General features: G+C 58.7%; 18 protein-coding genes and 1 pseudogene. 12 read left to right on the forward strand and 7 right to left on the reverse strand.

Going from position 1 to position 19833, the window contains the following annotated elements; genetic code table 11:
* Positions 1-75 precede the first annotated feature (75 nt).
* From proX (ACMX25_RS19485) to ACMX25_RS19495, 3 genes are all read right to left on the reverse strand, one after another.
* On the reverse strand, positions 76-1104 hold the full coding sequence (gene proX / locus ACMX25_RS19485) for a glycine betaine/L-proline ABC transporter substrate-binding protein ProX (protein WP_414951822.1): 1029 nt from the start codon (positions 1102-1104) through the stop codon (positions 76-78).
* Positions 1105-1435: 331 nt separating this feature from the next.
* Positions 1436-1906, reverse strand: coding sequence for an Lrp/AsnC family transcriptional regulator (locus ACMX25_RS19490; protein WP_414951713.1), 471 nt, complete (start codon positions 1904-1906; stop codon positions 1436-1438).
* A gap of 442 nt (positions 1907-2348) precedes the next feature.
* Positions 2349-2939, reverse strand: coding sequence for an amino acid synthesis family protein (locus ACMX25_RS19495; RefSeq protein ID WP_414951714.1), 591 nt, complete (start codon positions 2937-2939; stop codon positions 2349-2351).
* Between the two features lie 158 nt (positions 2940-3097).
* Between ACMX25_RS19495 and ACMX25_RS19500 the strand changes: the two genes are divergently transcribed.
* The 9 genes from ACMX25_RS19500 to proX (ACMX25_RS19540) all read left to right on the forward strand — a co-directional run bounded on the left by ACMX25_RS19500 (position 3098) and on the right by proX (ACMX25_RS19540) (position 13127).
* A complete protein-coding gene (locus tag ACMX25_RS19500; protein WP_414951715.1) occupies positions 3098-4927 on the forward strand; it encodes a helix-turn-helix domain-containing protein in 1830 nt (609 codons plus the stop codon).
* 92 nt (positions 4928-5019) lie between these two features.
* The gene (locus ACMX25_RS19505) at positions 5020-6009 is read left to right on the forward strand and encodes a flavin reductase (RefSeq protein WP_414951716.1); all 990 of its coding nucleotides are present in this window, start codon (positions 5020-5022) and stop codon (positions 6007-6009) included.
* 16 nt (positions 6010-6025) lie between these two features.
* Positions 6026-7537, forward strand: coding sequence for an aldehyde dehydrogenase (locus ACMX25_RS19510; RefSeq protein WP_414951823.1), 1512 nt, complete (start codon positions 6026-6028; stop codon positions 7535-7537).
* Between the two features lie 41 nt (positions 7538-7578).
* A complete protein-coding gene (locus ACMX25_RS19515) occupies positions 7579-8679 on the forward strand; it encodes an LLM class flavin-dependent oxidoreductase (protein ID WP_414951717.1) in 1101 nt (366 codons plus the stop codon).
* A gap of 3 nt (positions 8680-8682) precedes the next feature.
* The gene (locus ACMX25_RS19520) at positions 8683-9528 is read left to right on the forward strand and encodes an alpha/beta fold hydrolase (protein WP_414951718.1); all 846 of its coding nucleotides are present in this window, start codon (positions 8683-8685) and stop codon (positions 9526-9528) included.
* Positions 9525-9890 carry an NIPSNAP family protein gene (locus ACMX25_RS19525; RefSeq protein ID WP_414951719.1) on the forward strand — a complete coding sequence of 122 codons (366 nt, stop codon included), beginning with the start codon at positions 9525-9527 and terminating at the stop codon, positions 9888-9890. Before ACMX25_RS19520 ends, ACMX25_RS19525 begins: the two co-directional genes overlap by 4 nt.
* Positions 9887-11071, forward strand: a complete 1185-nt coding sequence (locus tag ACMX25_RS19530; RefSeq protein WP_414951720.1) for a quaternary amine ABC transporter ATP-binding protein — start codon at positions 9887-9889, stop codon at positions 11069-11071. Before ACMX25_RS19525 ends, ACMX25_RS19530 begins: the two co-directional genes overlap by 4 nt.
* Complete coding sequence (locus tag ACMX25_RS19535) at positions 11061-12011, forward strand: ABC transporter permease (RefSeq protein WP_414951721.1); 951 nt, start codon at positions 11061-11063, stop codon at positions 12009-12011. The genes ACMX25_RS19530 and ACMX25_RS19535 overlap by 11 nt, the downstream gene beginning before the upstream one ends.
* Positions 12012-12080: 69 nt before the next feature.
* Entirely contained in the window at positions 12081-13127 is a 1047-nt protein-coding gene (gene proX, locus ACMX25_RS19540; protein ID WP_414951722.1) for a glycine betaine/L-proline ABC transporter substrate-binding protein ProX, read from the forward strand.
* 33 nt (positions 13128-13160) lie between these two features.
* On the opposite strand, the pseudogene ACMX25_RS19545 reads toward proX (ACMX25_RS19540), so the two are convergent.
* A pseudogene (locus ACMX25_RS19545) lies at positions 13161-13328 on the reverse strand (inorganic phosphate transporter); the annotation flags it as partial.
* On the opposite strand from ACMX25_RS19545, the gene ACMX25_RS19550 reads away from it, so the two are divergent.
* Complete coding sequence (locus tag ACMX25_RS19550; RefSeq protein ID WP_414951723.1) at positions 13329-14069, forward strand: TetR/AcrR family transcriptional regulator; 741 nt, start codon at positions 13329-13331, stop codon at positions 14067-14069. It abuts the pseudogene before it with no gap.
* A 212-nt stretch (positions 14070-14281) separates the two neighbouring features.
* Positions 14282-14683 carry a VOC family protein gene (locus ACMX25_RS19555; protein ID WP_414951724.1) on the forward strand — a complete coding sequence of 134 codons (402 nt, stop codon included), beginning with the start codon at positions 14282-14284 and terminating at the stop codon, positions 14681-14683.
* A gap of 1006 nt (positions 14684-15689) precedes the next feature.
* Here the strand turns inward: ACMX25_RS19555 and ACMX25_RS19560 are convergent.
* The 3 genes from ACMX25_RS19560 to ACMX25_RS19570 form a co-directional block, all read right to left on the reverse strand.
* A complete protein-coding gene (locus ACMX25_RS19560; RefSeq protein ID WP_414951725.1) occupies positions 15690-16733 on the reverse strand; it encodes a rod shape-determining protein in 1044 nt (347 codons plus the stop codon).
* A 212-nt stretch (positions 16734-16945) separates the two neighbouring features.
* A complete protein-coding gene (locus tag ACMX25_RS19565) occupies positions 16946-17749 on the reverse strand; it encodes a hypothetical protein (protein WP_414951726.1) in 804 nt (267 codons plus the stop codon).
* A gap of 226 nt (positions 17750-17975) precedes the next feature.
* Positions 17976-18866 (reverse strand): LysR family transcriptional regulator, encoded by an 891-nt coding sequence (locus ACMX25_RS19570; protein ID WP_414951727.1) that lies wholly within the window; start codon positions 18864-18866, stop codon positions 17976-17978.
* Between the two features lie 183 nt (positions 18867-19049).
* On the opposite strand from ACMX25_RS19570, the gene ACMX25_RS19575 reads away from it, so the two are divergent.
* Positions 19050-19799 carry an SDR family NAD(P)-dependent oxidoreductase gene (locus ACMX25_RS19575; protein ID WP_414951728.1) on the forward strand — a complete coding sequence of 250 codons (750 nt, stop codon included), beginning with the start codon at positions 19050-19052 and terminating at the stop codon, positions 19797-19799.
* The last annotated feature ends 34 nt before the right edge of the window (positions 19800-19833 follow it).

A 19833-nucleotide genomic window follows, 5' to 3' on the forward strand; every position in this document is an offset into this window, starting at 1 on the left:
GAGTAGAGCTCAATTGAATAACGGCGAAGATGCGCAACAGCGCGGTCACCGTTGCGCACCTTCGCCGCCACTCATTTAGTGTGCGCTACGAGCCGTATCAACCCAGCCGTCGAACTGCGTTTTGTTCGCGGCCAGCCACTGGTCCGCGAGTGTCGAGACGACCGCTGTTGCACCGTTGCCCTTGCTGATCGCAAGTTCCCAGGCCGACCATGTCGCCGATGGGAAACTGACCTGCTCGACGAGCTTCTTCACGACCGGATTGGCCGCGATGAATTGCTTGTTCGCGACCGCACCGTAGTTCCACGATGCCATCGCCATACGGCACGGATTCGCGCCGCCCGCACATCCTTCAACGCCATTCACGAGCGCCGAGCCGTGGTTCGGCACGTTCGGCGGCAACGCGTCGGTGGGCGTCGGCAACCATACGACGTCTTTACCCGGCACCAGCACATTGACCGTCCACGACGGGCTCCACGCGTAGAAGAACGCCGGCTTGCCTGCCTTGACGCGCGTCACGACGTCGGCCATCAGCGCCTCGTATTTACCGCTTACCGGATGCACGGTCTGACGGAGTCCGAACTTGTCCAGCTGATAGTTGACGACATCGCCGCAACTCCAGCCCGGATCACAACTGATCAGTTGCGCCTTGTCGTTGTCCCCAAACAGTGCAGCAATCTTCGGGTCCTTCATCTGTTCGAGACTGGTGATGTTGTGCGCTAACGCGGTCTTTTTATCGATCAGGTAACCATTGATTCCACCGCCAATAATTTCGCCGCCGCCGATCATTTCAGCCTGAGCCTGGACCACGCGGAAATCAGGTTCGCTCTGCGGAAAATTGACGTCGGTCTCCATGTCGACGTCGCCTTGCGCGACCGCTTGAAAGAACAGTACCGTCCCCATGGTGCTCAGATTCACCTCGTAGCCGAGCGACGTCAGCGCCTTCTTCACGATCTGTACCGCGACGTAATTCGCGCCCAGGCTGTCGGTCTGCGCGTAGTGAATTGTCTTGCCCGCACCGGGCTGAGCCTGCGGGGATGCGGCTACTGCGGGCGTTGCAAATGCCACGCTTGCTACGCACGCCGCGACCGTTGCCGCTCGCATCATTGCTTTCATGAAGGTCATCTCCCTGTTTGAATATTAAGGTTTGGTCTACTTCCGCTGCGGCGACTTATCGAAGTGAGGGATCGGTTTTTGCCGTCGCACGGATGGATATAAGTTACGTGACACTAAAAAATGCGTCTTCCATCGAAAGGAAGGACGGCGGCGGCAAGATGGCCTACCGTTCAACGTAGGGTGTTAGTTCGACGGCTTGGTCGCGGACAGTTGGGAGCGTGATGTGACGTGCGCACCTTGGCTTATCCATGGTGCGCATTCGGTGATTTGCCAGCGAGGGTAGGGGAAACCATCAGAGTCGTACATTGCCGTGAAGCGTTTTTCACTCCCAGTCGGGCACCCTGTCAGGCATGCTCTTCACGACCTTCGTAACGATATAAGTGAAGTAGCGTTCTATTCCGATTTCCCCTATCAGCAATGAGTCAATGAAGCGCTGGTAGTGGTAAATATCGCGCGAGACCACGTGCAATACATAGTCCACGCCGCCGCCTGTCGCATAGCACTGCACGACTTCCGGCGCGGCCTGCATGGCCTCCTCGAAGCGCCGCATGTCCCGCTCTGTATGTCGTGCGAGCGTGACTTCCACCACGATCCGGCTCGCGTTAAGGGTTCCGACCCAGTCGAGTTCCGCACGATACCCCTTGATAACGCCGCTCTCCTCAAGTTTGCGCACGCGTTCCCAAGTGGGCGAAATCGACAGGTTCACTTCTTCGGCGAGTTTTGATTTCGTGATGCGGCCATCGCGGGCAAGAACGCGCAGGATGGCGATGTCGTAGCGGTCGAGCTTGATCACCGTCAGACGGCCACCGCGATAACGTGATCGCTTGGATCGTGCGCTTGGTAGCGTTTTTTGTCGTAATAGTGGCCGCTAGTTGGCACGGTCGACGCAACGGGTGATGCACGCATTACTGCTCCTTTACAAACAACCTTAGTAGTCGTGTCAAGACAACGAACGTGAGCTTTACGCTTGCTTGGTAAGCGCGCTCATTTGCGGATGTTGCCACAGGCACGAAACAGGAGCTAACGCTTCTTCATTGAAGACGTTGAAAATCGCATGTGACAGATGCTCGGCCGGATAAGCGCTACAAGTCTGTCATCGTTTGAAAACATCCCCACGCCGAAGAGCCGTCTTACCGACCGGCTCTATCCAGCGACTTCGACGCCGGCTTCTCTGATATCGCGGCAACGCCGGCGTCTTTATCAACCGCAAGCCAGCGCCGCAGCCTTTTCGCTGATCAAGCGTTCGCCTTTTCGGCCTCCATCTCCGCCATGTCCTGAAAGCGATCAGCAATGCGCGGATGAGCGCGGCCGCCGTCCGCTGCGCCTATCGCGATCACGATTTCGTCGGGGCCGGGAGCATCCGCTACCTGGAACGTTGCCGTGATGAAGTGCGACCGCTTGCCCGTTTCCGACTTATGGATCATGGGAACAGACAGGAGCGCGCCGGGGGCTGAACGCGTGTTCGTGAAGCTGAGAAATGCAGTGCCGTTGACTGCCTCACGAAACATGTTGCCAAAGCGAAGCGTGTGGATCAGCGCCGAACCGTGCTCGATCTCACCGTTGACACCCACGGTCGCTGCCTTCCCATAAGCCTCCACGCGATCGGCCGGCATGATGGCCACAAGCCGCCGTGTCATCTCGGCGCCCAGCACCGGAGCAAGCCGCAGGATCTCCGGCCGGAGGTCTTCCACGAAGCCTTTTCCTGCCCACGGATTGCGAACGATTGCTGCAACGACCACCGTTGTAATCGGCCGCTCAGCCTTCCTTCCTCCCTCGATGACGGTCTCTTCAATAAACGTCGCGATCTTGCGAATCCCAGTTTCCATGTGCGCACTCCATTGGTTGGCGGGTGGGGGTACTGACTTGTCCAATACGAATGCTAACGACGCAAACAGGGTGCGTCCTCCGCGCCTTCGAGGGATGAATCTTTTATTTTTTGCTACGTTATGTCGTATATTGAAATAAGACTTTTGGATGCTCTGATATGCCAGATCAACTGTCGCGGATCATGTCGCTTCGTGATGTCGCGAGCCAAATCAACTCAGATGGCGACCTCGATACGCTGCTGCGGGACCTCATCCAGGCGGCATGCCGGCACGGCTCGTGGGACCTGGGATCGATCATGACCGTGGACCTCGCGCATGGTTTCGCGCTGGTCACGGCGCGTTATGAAACCAATGCCATGCTGCGCCGCCCACTAGGAGATCGATGGGAACTGGCGACCAGTCCTGCGCTGGTTGCGCTGCAGCGTTTCGAGCCCGTATATATCCGCGATGCGCGCGAGTCCGTTGAATTCCCCGGGTATCGGCTTGAAGCGCATGAGCGCGGTTATTGCACCGTGCTGATCTATCCGATGGCGAGCGTCGACGGTGAAGGGCGGCCCATGGTCATGGCCGTTTCGTCGCGCAAAGTGGTGGACGTGTCCGCCGATGATCTCGCGTTCATGGGGATCATCGTGCATCTTGGGGCAATAGCGATTGAACGTGCGCATCGCCATCAAGCGCAGATTGCTGCGGCCGAACAATTGCGCCGCGTGCTCGGCGCGCAGGGTTCGCTGCTGCAGGAAGTGCTCGCCGGCGGCTCCATAGAAACCCTCACCGCCATGCTCGGCGATCTTCTCAATGCGCCCGTACTCGTACTGGATTTCTTCGCAAGCAGCTTGCTTGCGTCCGCGTCGCCCGTGCCTGACGCTCACGACAACGACGCGTGGCGTCTCATGCTGGAAGGGGCAACGGGCCGTCAGATTCTTGCCGAGGTCCGTGACGCTGTCACCACCCGGCACGCCGAGACCATCACGCTGCACCTTGGCGACAAGCTCTCGCTCGATGCCCGCATAGAGTCGCTCATGGTCGACGATGAAGCAGTCGGCGCTTTGCTGACCTTCGACAAGGCCGACGCGAATGATCTACAGAAACTCCTCATCGAAAGTGCGAAGTTTGCGCTAAGCGTTCAATTGATGCGTAGCGTCATACGCTTTCGCTTCGAGACGCGAACGCTCACTGAATTGTTCTTCGAAATCGTCGAGCGGCGCTGGCGCGACGAGCAGGACATGCTGCGCCGCGCCCGTCGCCTCGGGCTGTCACTCGCGGCGCCCATGCGCATGCTCGTGACCGATTTTCCGGATCGCACGGATGCGTCCGCGGATCTCTCTGTCGATGCGCATCGCGCGGTCGCGCTGCTTGCCGCGCAACTGCATGTTGCGGTGCACATCGTGACGGTTGGCGGCGCGCTGGTGTGCCTCGTGCCGCATGAGGAGGGCGTAGAACTGGACCGGGTTGCGCGACTGGCGCAGCGCGTCTCCGAGACCTTGTTCCGTTCGTTTGGCAGTGAACCCATCGTGGTCGTTGGCGACACATGCGAAGGGCTCGAATCGATTGCGAACGAATGGGAGCGCTGCTGGCGCATGATCCGGGTGGCCCGCACATTCGGCAGACGCGGTGCGATGACCGTCCCTGACTTCGGACCGTTGCCCATGCTGATCGGCGCCGCTGATTCCGCCGATGTGCGCAGCTTCATTGACGGCGCCATAGGCCGGGTAGTGGAGCACGACAAGAAGCACAAGTCCGCTTACCTTGAAACGCTCGCTGCCTATGTCCGCTCAGGCTGCCGCAGCCAGCATTGCGCCGATGCGATGGACCTTCACGTGACCACCCTGCGGTATCGCCTGTCGCGGATCTCGGACCTGTTTGGCATCCAGGTCGAAACGCCTGAGCAGCGTTTCGCGATCGAGCTTGCGTTGCAGCTGCATAGCCTGGTTGAGAACAGCATACCGTCAGCGAAGCGCGCTAAGTCAGTACCTCGAATGAGAGGGTAATCAGGCTCGGATGTCCTTCGATCCAGCGGAAGATATCGGATTTTGCATGGCTTAACTTAGACCTCAACGTAACGACGTTCGAGGTGAAGTACATGCAAGCCGAAGTTTCAGATAAACCCGTCGCCGTGGATCCGGTCGCCTTGCGCCGAGCGTTCGGCACCTTCGTGACAGGGGTGACGATCATCACCACCCGCGACGCCGAAGGCCGTCCGCGTGGCATGACGGCGAACTCGTTCACGTCGGTGTCGCTTGATCCGCCGTTGCTCCTCGTATGCGTAGGAAAGGGTGCGTCGAGTTATCCCGTCTTCCAGGATACCGGTCACTTCGCCGTCAATCTGCTGCACGAAGCGCAGACCGACGTCTCCAATCTGTTCGCCTCCAAATCCGCCGATAAATTCGCTGCCGTCAGTCATGACGGCGTCCACACTGGCGCGCCCGTGCTGACCGAATGCCTGACATGGTTCGACTGCACGGTCCATGACCGCGTTGATGCAGGTGACCACACGATTCTCATCGGCCGCGTCCAGGCCTTTGGAACCAGTCCTTCAGCGCCGCTCGGCTTTTGCCGCGGCCGCTATGCGCAAGTCAAGAATCCGTTGCCGCCGGGCTGGCTCTCATCGCACAACATGATCGTCGGTTATCTCATCGAGGCCGAAGGATCATTGCTGCTGGCAAGCGATGGCAAGAATGGCTGGACGCTGCCCAGTGCACCGCACCGGCTCGTCAATGGCCGGCTTCCGATTGCAGGCGGAGACGACCTGGAGTTGCTGCCCGACGATACGTTCCTCTATTCCGTCTTCGATGCAGCCGGCAGCGACTCCGGTTACCTGATCTACCGCGCCCGCCTGGCGCTTCCGCGTGCGGCTTGCGAGATCCCCGAGAACTTCCGCTTCTTCCCGCTCGACCAGCTTCCCTACGACGACATCCCGACGACGGAAATACGGGGAATGCTGCGGCGTTATGTGAACGAAAGCGCTGGCGGGCGGTTCGGCATTTACATGGATTCACACGATGGCGGCCGCGTCGCGATGGTCAGTGCAGCGCAGCCTCATATGAAGCATTTGCAGCATTCGCAACCTTGAATCTGGAAAGGACATGATGAAAACGACAGTCGAAAGTTTGCAAGGGTCGAGACAGAATCTATTCATTCATGGAGAGTTCACGACTCCACGCAGTGGGCAATATGTGTCGAGTTATGACCCCACCACGGCTACTCCCTGGTATGAGTTTGCGCAAGCCAATGCCGACGACGTGGATGCCGCTGTGCGCTCGGCGCAAGCTGCATTGAAGAACCCTGCGTGGCGCCGGATCACGCAAACCGATCGCGGCAAACTGGTGCGCCGTCTTGCCGATCTCGTGCTCGCCAACGCGGACGAACTGGCGTTGATCGAATGCCGCGACAACGGCAAGCTCATCAAGGAAATGCGCGCGCAGATGCGGGCTATCCCTGACTCGTATCTCTACTTTGCCGGGATGGCCGACAAGCTTCAGGGCGATACGATCCCCGTCAACAAACTCGACACGCTGAACTTCAATTTGCGTGAGCCCATAGGCGTGGTCGGCATGATCATCCCGTGGAATTCGCCGCTGATGATGCTCACGGGCACGCTCGCGCCGTGTCTCGCGATAGGCAATACGATCGTTGTCAAACCGTCGGAACACGCGACGGCTTCAACGCTCGCGCTTGCTGAACTGGCTATCGAAGCGGGCTTTCCGCCGGGTGTATTCAACGTCGTCACGGGTGACGGCGCGACGACCGGCGATGCACTCACGCGCCATCCCGGCATCGCTAAATTTGTGTTCACTGGCAGCACGGTGACCGGTCGCAAGATTGCGGGCAACGCGGCGGAAAATCTCGTTCCCTGCCAGATGGAACTGGGCGGCAAGTCGCCACATGTCGTGTTCTCCGATGTCGACGTGGATAGGGCGGTGAACGGCGTTGTATCGGGCATCTTTGCGGCAGCCGGGCAGACCTGTGTGGCGGGTTCGCGCTGCTTCGTCGAGGCACCGGTGTATGAGCGTTTCGTCGAGGCGCTGGTCGAGCGCACGCGTCGCGTCAAGGTCGGACATCCGATGGCCGACGACACGGATATCGGACCGCTCGCTCTTGCCAGTCAGCTAGATAAAGTGGTGGGTTACGTTGCGTCCGGCGTGAGCGAGGGCGCGAAGATCGCGATCGGCGGAGGACAACCCAAAGACTCGGCGTTATCGCGTGGCTGGTACTTCGAGCCGACCGTGATGACGCAGGCCCGCAACGAGATGCGCTTCATGCAGGAGGAGATTTTTGGACCGGTCGTGGGCGTGGTTCCGTTCAACACGGAAGAGGAGCTCATCGCGCTCGCCAACGATACCGAATACGGCTTGGCCGCGGGCATCTGGACCCAGAACATTGACCGCGCACTGCGCTTTGCACGCGACATCGAGGCGGGCACGGTCTGGGTGAACACCTATCGTTCGGCGGCTTATATGTCGGCGAACGGAGGCACCAAGCGAAGCGGTTACGGGCGTCGCGGCGGCTTTGAAGTGATGCGCGAGTTCTCGCGTTTGAAGAACGTCGTGATCGACTACTCGGGCGCCATGCAAGACCCGTTCGTCATTCGTTTGCGCTGAGCCATGCGCGTTGCCAAAAAATCCAAATCAAGAGACTCATTATGAAATTTGCCATCTCAATCAGCATGGAGCGTTTCTCGCCGAAGGATTCAATGTCGACGGCCATGTCCAATATGCTGGCGCTGGCGCGCATGGCCGACGAAGGCGGCTTCGAAACGCTCTGGACCGCCGAGCATCACACGATCGAATGCACCGTCTCGCCTAATCCGTTCGCTATCCTGACTTGGTTGTCGCAGCACACGCAGCGCATCAGGCTTGGGACAGCGACGCTGGTCGCGCCGTACTGGTCACCAATCCGGCTCGCTGGCGAAGCCGCCATGTGCGATCACCTGACCGGTGGACGCCTCGAATTCGGGATTGCGCGCGGTGCGTATCAGTACGAGTTCGATCGCATGGCCGGCGGCATTCCTCAGCAGGAGGGCGTAGGGTATATGAAGGAACTCGTGCCGGCCGTGCAGAAGCTCTGGGCAGGCGATTACGCTCATGACGGACACTACTGGAAGTTTCCGCTGGCGACGTCCGTGCCCAAGCCATTGCAGCAACCTCATCCGCCCATCTGGGTGGCCACACGCGACCCCGGCAGTTTCGACTGGGCGGTTGGCATTGGTGCGAACATCTTGTCTACGCCGCTGTCCGCGCCGCCGGCTGAAGTCGCGGTGCTGGGCGAGAAGTTCCGCAAGGCCGTGGCCGACCATCCCGAGCGTGCGCGCCCGCGCTTCATGATGCAGCGGCGGACCTGCGTATACGATCACCCCGATGACTGGCAAACCGCCGTGCGCCACAGCGTGGATTACGGCCGCACCTTCGAAAACCTGATGCAGAACATTGGCACCGTCAAGGATGGTTTTCCTGAGCCTGTGCCGTACGAGACGGTGGCGAATCGTGCCAACTACGACCCCGCGAACATTCGCGATAACCTGATGTTCGGCACGCCCGACGAGGTGATCCGGAAGCTGCAGATTTACGAAGACCAGGGCGTCGATCAATATTGCCTGGGCCTCTCGTTCAACCTGCCGTTCGAGCTGCAGGTCAAGACGTTGCGTCTCTTCATCGATGAAGTGATGCCGCATTTTGCCGCGCGCGATGCCGGACGAAAACAGGATCCACAGGGCGAGCCGAGCGTCGCGGCTGCGGGGTACTGACCCATGGACGCCGCCAGGACTTCAACAGCGCAAACTGCTCCCGATCAGACATTCACCGGCCGTGGCGTGGTGCTGAATTATCGGCTCCAGGGTGAAGGCTCGCGCCCGCTGGTCTGCATCCACGGCGTGGGGTCGAGTCTTGATGCCTGGGAAGGCGTCGCAGCAAAATTGAGCGATACCTTCCGTATCCTGACGCTGGATCTGCGTGGTCATGGGCGCTCATCGCTGATCAAGGGCCGTTATGAAATCGATGATTTCGTGGGCGACGTGTTGGCACTTGCCGACCATGTGGGCTTCGAAAAATTCGACCTCGCCGGTTTCTCGCTCGGTGGCCTGATCGCGCAGCGGCTGGCGCTCACGCATGCGGCGCGCCTGAGGAAACTCGTGTTGCTGGCTACTGTGGCCGGGCGCACGCCCGAAGAGCGTGAACGGGTGGCAGCGCGGCTTGCTGCGCTGCAATCCGGCGACCGGGGCTCGCACTACGATGCGTCGGTGTCGCGGTGGCTTACCGAGGAGTTTCAGCAGCGTCATCCCGAGTTGGTCGCGCGCATGCGCCAGCGTAACGCCGAGAATGATCCCGATTGCTACGCGGCCGCTTATCGCGTGTTGGCGCAAACGGACTTTGGCGGTCTTATCGATCAGATCGGGGTGCCGACCCTGATCGCGACCGGAGAAGAGGACCAAGGCTCCAACCCGCGCATGGCGCATTTCATGCACGAGCGCATTCCCCGTTCGCAACTCGAGATCCTGCCGGGATTACGGCATTCGATCCTGATCGAGGCGCCGGATCTTGTCGCCGCGCTGATGCGCCGCTTTCTGGCGGGTGAAGATAAGGAGTTGCGCTCATGATTGTCGAAGAACGGATCTATCGAATCAGGAACGGCTGCATGAGCCGTTATCTTCAACTTGTGCGGGAAGAGGGGCTGGCGATCCAGCAACCGATCCTTGGCGGGCTCGTGGGCTACTTCACGTCTGATATAGGCCCCTTGAGCCAGGTGACGCACTGGTGGGCTTACGCAGACCTTCAGGACCGGGCGCGCCGCCGTCAGCAACTGGCGAATGATTCAAGATGGCAGGCTTTCCTGCCCAAGCTGTCAGAGAACATCGAGCAGGCGGAAAACAGGATTCTCGTGCCGACGGACTTTTCACCGTTGCAGCATCTTTCCCAATTTTCGCAATCCGCTGGCTCTCATGAGGAGAAGAGGCTATGACCGAGCGCTTGAAGATCGAGCATTTGTACAAGGTGTTCACGGACAAGCCTGAGCGCGCCCTGGCCATGTTGAACGCCGGGAAAAACAAGTCGGAAGTGCAGGAGACGCTCGGCCAGGTAGTAGGACTCGACGACGTTTCCTTAAGCGTGCCCTCAGGTGCCATGTACATGATCATGGGATTGTCGGGCTCGGGCAAGTCTACGCTTGCACGCTGTATCAATCGTCTTAACGAACCGAGCGCAGGAAAGATCCTGCTGGACGATGAGGACATCTGCACGCTCGATGAAGCCGGCTTGCGCGAAGTGCGGCGCAATCGCATCTCCATGGTCTTCCAGCATTTCGCGTTGCTGCCTAACCGGCGTGTGATTGAGAACGTCGAGTTTGGGTTGAAGCTACGGGGCATGTCGGCTCCGCAGCGGCGCAAGCGCGCGGAAGAGGTGTTGAGCGTGGTCGGTCTTGCGCGATGGGCTTATCACATGCCGCATGAACTAAGCGGCGGCATGCGTCAACGCGTGGGCTTGGCGAGAGCGCTCGCCACCGACGCCGATATCCTCATCATGGACGAAGCGTTCAGCGCGCTGGACCCGCTGATCCGCACCGAGATGCAGGACGAGTTGCTGCGCCTGCAACGTACGTTGAGCAAGACCATCCTGTTCATCACGCACGACTTCCAGGAGGCGCTGAAGCTCGGCTCGCGCATCGCCATCATGTCGGAGGGAAAGCTGGTGCGTGAAGGCACGCCGCAGTCCATCGTGCTTGAACCCGGCAGCGAATACGTGGCTGCGTTCACCCGTGAAGTCGATCGCGGCAGACTCTTCGATGCCGGCTCGGTCATGACATCGCTCGTGACCATCCTGCGTGGTCCTAACGGAATCGTTCTGGGCGACCCATCCGGCGAACCGGGACCGGGCTTCATGCTCGACGCCGATGAACGCATCCTCGGCACCGTGACGGCGTCCGAGATAGAACTGGCGCGCGGCGGCGCGATGCCCCGGCCGGACAGCCGCTTTACGTGCGTGCCCGCCGACACCAAGCTCGTCGATGTCGCCGGCAGTTATCGCAACGGCGGCGCAATCGGCGTCATAGACGACACCGGCCGGCTGATAGGCCGCCTGGAAGCCGGGCAAATATTGGCCGGCATTGGCGCTCCGGGCGCCGCAGGAGCACGCCATGTTAATTAAAGCCGATGACCTCGCAGGCCTGCCGGTTGGCGACTGGATCCAGCACGGAGTGCAATGGATCGCGCTCAACTTGCGGCCGTTCTTCCTGCTTATCAAATGGCCCGTTGAGCGGCTGTTGAACTTCAACGACAGCGCGCTTCACGCGATCCCGTTCCCGTTCATGTTGTTGTTGATGTTCCTGCTCGCATGGCGATTGGCGAGCCTTGGAGTTGCTGCGTTTACCCTGGTGGGACTGATCGTTATCGCGATGCTTGGTGTCTGGGATCAAGCCATCACAACGCTCTCGTTGATCGCGACCGCCATTGTGTTTTGCGCGGTCATCGGCATTCCGATCGGCATCTGGTGTGCACGCAGCGACCGGGTCTGGCGAATCGTGCGTCCGGTGCTGGACATCATGCAGACCACGCCGACATTTGTGTATCTCGTGCCCGTCGTGATGCTCTTTGGCGTGGGTACGGTGCCGGGTGAGGTCGCAGTCGTCATCACGGCCATGCCGCCGCTGATCCGCTTCACCCATCTCGGGATTCGCATGGTCGATCATGAGATCGTGGAGGCGGGTCTGGCTTTCGGCGCGGATAAACGCCAGCTTCTCTGGGAGGTCCAGTTGCCGTTAGCTATCCCGACTATCCTCGGCGGCCTTAACCAGACCGTGCTCACCGCCATGGTGATGTCGGTTGTGATCGCGATGATCGGCGCGGAAGGGTTGGGGCTGGTGGTGCTGCAAGGTCTGGGTCGTCTCGATGTCGGTCAGGCGGCTATTGGCGGTATTGCCATCGTGCTGCTCGCGATGATGCTCGATCGCATCACGCAGAAGCTGGCTCAGTCGAAGGGCGGCACCAAGAGCGCGCTTCTGCCGGTGCTGGCGAGGTTTATTCGCGGTGGACGGGTTCCCAGGAGCACGCCGCCAGACACGGCCCACGATGCTGAAAAGGCGCTGTAAAAATAGCGTACTCAAAGCGCGTCTGGTTTAAAAGCCAGACGATCAAACGATCACGAAAGAGGAGCATTGATGAGAGCATTTGTCCGGGCTGTAAGCACACTCGCTGCCGTCGCAGTGGTCGGCCTGACGTCGGCGAGCGTGGGTGCTGCCACGCCAGCTGCGCTGGCCTTACCCGGCGACGGCAAGACGGTTCGCTACGCGCAGGGTGACAGCCTTGGTGGGAACTACGTCGCGGCACAGATCGTGATGAAAGCGATGAAGGCGCTCGGCTACGACGTGAAGTTAAGCACGATGAACACCACGCTCTTCTTCCAGGCGGCGGCGCAGGGCGACGCGGACATCGCGACCGATGTGAATTTTCCCCAGCGCGAGCCGGGCTTTCGCGCTGTTGAAAAACAGGCGGAAGTGGTCGGCAACGGCATGATCGTCGGTGGCGGCATCAATGGCTATGTGATCGACAGGAAGACGGCGCTTGCACACAACATCACCAGTCTGGAGCAATTGAAGGACCCCAAGATTGCGGGGCTCTTCGGCAGCGACGGCAAGGCGGAACTGATTAGCTGCGACCCCGGATGGAGCTGCGGAGACGTGGTGGATTATCAACTGGATAAATTCGGCCTCAAGCAAAATGTCCACGCGGTGCGGGGAAAATACGAGGCATTGATGGTCGATGCAGTGACGCGCGTGAAGGCCGGCAAGCCCGCATTTTTCTACGCCTGGAGTCCGTCGTGGGCAACCAACGCGCTGGTTCCGGGAAAGGATGTGGTGTGGCTGCCTACGCCCGCCGATGCCTTGCCGCCTAACGTACCCAACAAGGGTTCTGCGCTTATCAAAGGCGTAGAGGGCTGTGCCGGCGGCGCCGATCCGTGCCGGATGGCGATGTCGTCATGGAACTTCGATACCGTGGCGAACAAGACGTTCATCGCTGCCAATCCTGCGATCCGGATGCTAATCGAACAGATCAAGATCCCGGTCGCGACATGGTCGCAGTGGGAGTACGCAATCAGCAAAAATGGCGGGTCGACGATGCAGATCACGAAGCTTGCCGATGACTGGCTTGCGAGCAACAAGCCGCAATTCGACCAGTGGGTTGCAGCGGCAAGCAAGGCGCGATAGCGTGGCAGTTGTGCTCAAGCAACTACCCGAAATAGCCAATAGAGCGCTGCGGCCAACGCAATGGACGCCGCTGGTACAGGAGGGACCACGCATCAATTGATTCATCGGGCCGACGCCGATGATCGAACCAATCAGCGTATGTGAGCTGGAGGATGGCAGTCCGAGGTACTACGTTGCGAGGTACCAGACGATCGCTGCAATTTGCTGCAGATTAAAAAGGCTCGTGCGTCAGGCTGTAGAATCCGAGTTAAAACTCGCTTTTTATCAGGTTGCATCGTGACGAAACCCCGGCGTCAATCATTAAAGCCCCGAAAGATTCCGCAGCAATCGCGTGCTGAACAAACCGTTGCTGCGATTCTGGAGGCAGCGGCCCGCGTGCTTGAAACGAAGGGGATGGAAGGGATGAATACCAATCTGGTCGCGCAGCGCGCGGGAGTTGGTGTCGGTTCGCTGTATCAATACTTTCCGAACAAGGACGCGCTCATTGTTGCCCTTAGCGAGCGGGAAGGGGCCGTGTTCTTTGCGGAGGCTGAGGGCGCATTGAACGAGCCGACAGGTCAGAAGGCATTGAGGCATCTGATTACAGTTTGCGTTCGTCAGCAACTGCGTCGTCCAGCGCTTGCACGCGCGCTCGACTTCGAGGAAAACCGCTCCGTCATTGCCAATGAGTTGGCGGCATCGAAGTCCGCTTTTCGTGAAGTGATCCGGCAGATTCTCGTGCATGAAGATATTCCACCGCAGACGGAGATGGAGATTACGATCGACGACCTTGTCGCTGTGATTCGCGCCATCGTGGATGCAGCGGGAGAGCGTGGCGAAACGGATCGAAGAGGTCTGGAAAGCCGCGTCGGCCGTGCCATATTCGGGTATATGGGGATCGTGGATCGTCAGCCTGAAAAGTTGCCACGAACCCGGAAAAAGGTGACTCCGAAAAGCGATTAATTATTCGTATCCGTGTGGTGGCCGACGCGTGAAACCCACGCCAGTATTGCTATATCCGCTGATGCAGGCTAGTTGGTCAATGCGAGTTTAAAAATAGAGCAATTACTCGCAAAATGGACCCCGTGGAGCAACACACGATCAGCTCAGGCACTTAGGGCTGGTCGGTAGGCAATCGCTCTGCGGTACATATCAACTTTTCTGCGAGACCGATCATGAATCTTCATAAAGAAGCAAAGCTGAACCACCTGAGCTTTCCCACGACCAACGTAGCCGAGACGGCTGCATTTTTTGAGAAGTATCTCGGTTGCGAGATCGTTGCCGCGGGAGAGAGTTGCCTGCTCAAACGTAATGGCTTTGACATTGTGTTGGACCATGTGGCGGAAGAGGTGCCGGTTTGGCCCAAGAACTTCCACTTCGGCTTGGAAGTCGACAGCCTGGATGACGTGCATACCCTGTATGAGGAATTTCTGGAGGACGGCGTTCGCATGGAAACGGAGGTCTTTAACAACTCGCGTGGTTCGCGGTTCTTTTGCCGTTCGCCGGGGGGCATTCTGATCGAGATTAATACGCGCGCGGATATGCACAAGCAGGATCAGTGGCAGAAGTTGTTCTAGATTTTGCGGATGGCATCGTGGCCGGGTTTGGGGGCGGGCGTGGTCGGGGTCAATGCCGGGGTGCACGGGTTCTGCGTTAGCGGTCTGGGTCAATGCCGGGTTGCTGCTTTTTAGGTCTTCGCGAGTTATACGTTGGATGTTTTCTTTATCACTATTAGCCACTGCGCGTGGCGGCGCGTCATTTCTTGGTCCTTAGCGACAAAGAAACGAAGCAAAGAAAGCGCTTTTAACAGCACTACCCTAAGTGTCCACAGCGTGCAGTTTTGATTCATGGGTGCCCCAAAAGCACGGTGCTCGCAAGAGCTTAGGATGTTTGAAACCCTCCTTCTCGCGAATCCTGACATTAAAACGCTTCGCCCCGTACGCTCTCGGGCAAGCACCAGTGCCCCACGGACCCGCACGGCCTCACACGTATCTTCCGCTATAGTTCTTCGCGGGTTAGCTGCTCAGGTTGCGCCGCGATTTTCGGGGTTAGGCCTCACCCAATCTGCTCCCTCATTTATTGACAGGTTGCAAAGTGGTTCGGTATGCGTACAAATTCGGTGGGTGGTTTTCCGCGGATAGCGCGGGGTGTACCTTGGGCAGGTTCAAACACTGGTGGCGAAGCGTGGGGTATCTGTGTTCGGAGAAAGAGGGGTTCACACATCCGTGGCTCTGGCGAGCACCGTGCTTTTGGGGCACCCATGAAATGGAACTGCACGCTGTGGACACTTAGGGTAGAGCTGTTAAAAGCGTTTTCTTTGCTTCGTTTCTTTTTCGCTTTGGAAAAAGAAATGACGCGCCGCCACGCGCAGTGGCTAATAGTGATAAAGAAAACATCCAACGTATAACGCGCGAAGACCTGGAAAGCAGCAACCCGGCAATGAACCAGGCCGCTAACGCAGAACCCGTGCAACTCGGCATTGAACCAGGCCGCTAACCTTGGAACCTGGCACCCCAATACCACCCCTGCCCCCCGCAAACCAAACCGCCCAACCCCCGACCAAGTGCGAACGAAAACCAATTTTCAATCGTAGGAAAAGACACTACCAAATTTGTCCATACGCTCAAGCGCCATGCCAGAACCGCGCACGACACACGTCAGCGGCTCCTCAGCGACGAGCACCGGCAGGCCAGTCTCCTCTGCAAGCAGACGGTCAAGATCTCGCAACAGCGCACCGCCGCCCGCGAGCATGATGCCGCGTTCGGCGATATCGGCGCCAAGTTCAGGTGGCGTGTTTTCAAGCGCGATTTTCACCGCTGAAATGATCTGGTTCAACGGATCGGAGAGGGCTTCAAGGATCTCATTGCTCGAGACCGTGAAGCTACGCGGAATACCTTCGGACATGTTGCGGCCCCGCACGTCCATTTCCCTGACCTCCGAGCCCGGGAACGCGGAGCCGATCTCCTTCTTGATGGCTTCAGCTGTCTGCTCACCAATCAGCATGCCGTAGTTGCGTCGAATATAGTTGACGATAGCGTCGTCGAATTTATCCCCGCCAACACGCACCGACCCCTTGTACACAATGCCGCCAAGTGAAATCACGCCAACTTCCGTGGTGCCGCCACCGATATCGACGACCATCGATCCGGTCGCCTCGGACACGGGCAGGCCGGCACCGGTTGCGGCCGCCATGGGTTCTTCGATCAGGTACACCTGCGACGCGCCGGCGCTATGCGCGGCTTCCTTGATCGCGCGTCGTTCGACCTGAGTTGATCCGCACGGCACGCATACAACAATCCGCGGCGATGGCGCAAACATGCGGGTTTCGTGCGCCATCCGGATGAAGTGCTTGATCATTTGCTCGGTAATGCTGAAGTCGGCGATCACACCGTCCTTCATCGGGCGAATAGCTTCAATGTTGCCCGGCACCTTCCCAAGCATCTGCTTCGCTTCCTTGCCCACGGCGAGAATGGTTTTTTTGCCATTCGGACCGCCTTCCTGACGAATCGATACGACCGAGGGCTCGTCGAGGACAATACCCTTGCCACGCATGTAGATCAGCGTATTTGAGGTGCCGAGATCAATGGCCAGATCGTTGGAAAAATAACTGCGTAGAAAACCGAACATTCAAAATCCTGTCTTGCTTGACGCCAGGCACTTGGACTTGGCCCCATCACGTGCGACCAGGCTGCGGTCGAGAATGGGGAAGAGTAACAGTTTCAGCGGAACGGAGCCGTAGCGCGTCAGGCACGTGGTTATCAGCGAGGCCGGAAAGGTGGCGATGGCCGTCCTCGGGTTCTGGCAAATCAGCGTGACAAGGCTGGATTCGATGTCAGCAGTCAGGGCTTCGTATCATCCTGTTTGGCGCCAATGACGGCGGCAAGGCGGGCTTGTGGCGCGACAAGTTGATCATCCGTAGTCGCCACCAGCCACAGACGCGTGTTCTGCGCGATCAGGCGGTTGTGGTCCTTCAGCGGGCCCATCGCGCTGGCGGCCTTCCAGACCACCGGGCCAACGCGGCTCTTCCTGCCCGATACCGCGCCGACCAGCAGGCAATAAGGTCCCAACGGAAGCGATACAAACGGAAGTCCCGGATTGACGCGAACACGCCAGTCGATGAAGGGTGTCTCGTTGATTAGCAGCGGCGTGGGCAAGCCGTAGAGCACACTGAAATCGTAGAGCGCCAGTTGTTCGCGCATGCCGGTATAGGTACGCCGTATGTCGTCAACAACGGCCGCGCGGATCTCGTCATCGAACATGGCCTCCTCTGCATAGCGGGCCATCGCTTCGCGAGCCTCCAGTTGATAGGCGCTGAACAGGCCAAGTTCCACGCAATCCTGCACGGCGCGCTGGACCTCCGCGATAGAACCGGCGTCTTCCGGCGTACCTAATTGCGCTGCCCGCAAAAATCGCGCAAGGCCCGCGTCCTGGATCGCGGGACCTTCTGCGGAGCCATCGTCCTTGGCGCCTTTATCCAGGGGCACATAGATATACTTTTCGGCGGCGAAATGCGATTTCTTGCCTTCATCGAACTTGATTTCGCCGTCGACGAAGTCGAGATAGCGAGTCCCAATTCGCCCATGCTCCCAAACCCAATTCTTCAGGAACGGACGTAGTGGATGTAGTCGGTCGTGATCAGCCATTGAAGCCTCCAAGTGCCTCAGTATAGTTCCAAGTTGTAGCGCATCTCTTGTCCCGGGGACTGCTTGGCGATCGATGAAACGGATGCGCCGGCTGTTTCCGATCATGTTGAGTTCGATACGGCTGGCTCAGGTGCAGCACGCGTTATGGGTCACCATTTACCCGTTTAATCGATCCGCCTCTCCGCGCTTCGCTTGGATCCTTCCCGGCCCGATTGATTCTGTTTGCCTAAATACGCAGCGGTAAAGCGGCGGCAAAAAAGTCAGTCGCACGGCGCACGCGTGCCGGTACATACCGGCGTTTCGGCCAGATCAGGCTTATGTCCCTGACGTCGGTTATGAATTCTTCGAGAATTACGATCACGTCCGGATGCTGGAGTTCGTCGGCAAGAGAGACCTTGGCAAACAGCCCGATTCCCACACCGGCGAGAACACCGGCCCGGATCGTTTCCACACTATTGGATGAAAGATTTCCGCGAACTGAGACGCTGAATCGACCTTCCGGTCCTACAAACGGCCAGTTTACTGACTCCATCAAACCGCCATATAGAAGGCAGTTGTGACCAGCGAGCTCGGCGGGGGTCTTCGGTATTCCGCGTTGCTCGAAGTAGCGACGTGATCCGACGCAGACAAGCGGGGTACTAGCCACGCGCCTGACAACCGCATCAGGTTCGTTGACGGGGCCCACCCGGATTGCCAGATCAATCCGATCGTCCACCATATCCCGCACAAAGTCGGAAAGAATGAGGTCCACCTGAAGGCCGGGATTGAGCGCTAGCAAGTCGGGAATGAGCGGGAGAATGTGAAGCCGGCCGAACGTAGAAGATGCGGCGATCCTGATCAGACCGGAGACATTGTGCGTGCTGCTCGTCAGTTCGCTGTCGGCTTCATTCATCTCGTCGACTAGCGGTTTCGTCCGATCATAGTATTGCTGCCCCTGATCCGTCAGGGTCACGCTGCGCGTGCTCCGGTTAAACAGCACCACGCCAAGGCGCCTCTCCAGCGCGCCGATCGCTTTACTGACAGCGGACTGTGAATCGCCGGTTCTGCGCGCGGCGGCGGAAAAACCGCCTGCTTCAACCACGGCGATGAAAGAATTCAATTCGTGAAAACGATCCATTTTTAGTCTTCCACAGAACTAATCATTAGCGAAATAACCGGCTCGTCCGTGGTTCTTGGAAGGCATTGATAGTACGCGACTCATTTTTTTGAAGAATAGATCTTATGGAAAATATGCTCATTATCATTATTGGCGGCAGCAATTATGCTGTTCTTGTCATTCACGAACAGACGGAAGGTTTCAATGCCCACTCTCGCAGGCAAGGTTGCCGTTATTAGCGGCGGCACAACCGGTATTGGTCTGGCGATCGCTCAGCGGTTTGTCTCCGAAGGCGCTCACGTCTTTATCTTTGGCCGTCGGCAAGCACAGCTCGATGAAGCCGCCAAACTGATCGGACGCAATGTCACCGCACTCCAGGCTGACGTCACGGATCTCGAAGACCTCGACCGCGTCGCTGCAGCGGTAAGGAACGAAAAGGGTGTAGCCGATATCATCGTGTCGAACGCGGGCTTAACGGAGCAGGCTTCGATCAATACCCTCACGCCCGCTCATTTCGACAAGACATTCAACCTCAACGCTCGCGCTCCCGTCTTCCTTGTGCAAAAGCTGTTGCCGCTGATGACAGCGGGTGGGTCGATTGTTTTGGTCTCGTCGGCCATGCACGTCATGGGCATTCCAGGGCACACCACCTACGCCGCGACCAAGGCGGCGTTGCGTTCCTATGCCCGGACCTGGGCTGCTGAATTCAAGGATCGCGGTATCCGCGTCAATACGCTTAGCCCCGGCGTAACCGATACCCCGATCCTCGATTCTCAGGCCGCGACGCCCGAAGAGCGCGAAGCGCTGGTGACGATGTACCTGAACATGATCCCGCTCGGTCGACTCGCTCGAGCCGAGGAGATGGCCAGTGCCGCGCTCTTCCTGGCGTCCGACCAAAGTTCCTATATGACGGGTGCGGATCTCATGGACGACGGTGGCGTTGGGCAAGTCTGAAAGTCGCAAGAGGGCCGACTATTTATCCGGGCGA

The sequence above is a fragment of the Caballeronia eucalypticola genome (genome assembly GCF_047608185.1).
Lineage (GTDB): Bacteria > Pseudomonadota > Gammaproteobacteria > Burkholderiales > Burkholderiaceae > Caballeronia.

What these genes read in the sequence shown, in the direction of transcription:
- proX (WP_414951822.1), bottom strand. Translation starts at nt 1,104, where the DNA reads ATGATGCGAGCGGCAACGGTCGCGGCGTGCGTAGCAAGCGTGGCATTT.
- ACMX25_RS19495 (WP_414951714.1), bottom strand. Translation starts at nt 2,939, where the DNA reads ATGGAAACTGGGATTCGCAAGATCGCGACGTTTATTGAAGAGACCGTC.
- ACMX25_RS19500 (WP_414951715.1), top strand. Translation starts at nt 3,098, where the DNA reads ATGCCAGATCAACTGTCGCGGATCATGTCGCTTCGTGATGTCGCGAGC.
- ACMX25_RS19505 (WP_414951716.1), top strand. Translation starts at nt 5,020, where the DNA reads ATGCAAGCCGAAGTTTCAGATAAACCCGTCGCCGTGGATCCGGTCGCC.
- ACMX25_RS19510 (WP_414951823.1), top strand. Translation starts at nt 6,026, where the DNA reads ATGAAAACGACAGTCGAAAGTTTGCAAGGGTCGAGACAGAATCTATTC.
- ACMX25_RS19515 (WP_414951717.1), top strand. Translation starts at nt 7,579, where the DNA reads ATGAAATTTGCCATCTCAATCAGCATGGAGCGTTTCTCGCCGAAGGAT.
- ACMX25_RS19520 (WP_414951718.1), top strand. Translation starts at nt 8,683, where the DNA reads ATGGACGCCGCCAGGACTTCAACAGCGCAAACTGCTCCCGATCAGACA.
- ACMX25_RS19525 (WP_414951719.1), top strand. Translation starts at nt 9,525, where the DNA reads ATGATTGTCGAAGAACGGATCTATCGAATCAGGAACGGCTGCATGAGC.
- ACMX25_RS19530 (WP_414951720.1), top strand. Translation starts at nt 9,887, where the DNA reads ATGACCGAGCGCTTGAAGATCGAGCATTTGTACAAGGTGTTCACGGAC.
- ACMX25_RS19535 (WP_414951721.1), top strand. Translation starts at nt 11,061, where the DNA reads ATGTTAATTAAAGCCGATGACCTCGCAGGCCTGCCGGTTGGCGACTGG.
- proX (WP_414951722.1), top strand. Translation starts at nt 12,081, where the DNA reads ATGAGAGCATTTGTCCGGGCTGTAAGCACACTCGCTGCCGTCGCAGTG.
- ACMX25_RS19555 (WP_414951724.1), top strand. Translation starts at nt 14,282, where the DNA reads ATGAATCTTCATAAAGAAGCAAAGCTGAACCACCTGAGCTTTCCCACG.
- ACMX25_RS19560 (WP_414951725.1), bottom strand. Translation starts at nt 16,733, where the DNA reads ATGTTCGGTTTTCTACGCAGTTATTTTTCCAACGATCTGGCCATTGAT.
- ACMX25_RS19565 (WP_414951726.1), bottom strand. Translation starts at nt 17,749, where the DNA reads ATGGCTGATCACGACCGACTACATCCACTACGTCCGTTCCTGAAGAAT.
- ACMX25_RS19570 (WP_414951727.1), bottom strand. Translation starts at nt 18,866, where the DNA reads ATGGATCGTTTTCACGAATTGAATTCTTTCATCGCCGTGGTTGAAGCA.
- ACMX25_RS19575 (WP_414951728.1), top strand. Translation starts at nt 19,050, where the DNA reads ATGCCCACTCTCGCAGGCAAGGTTGCCGTTATTAGCGGCGGCACAACC.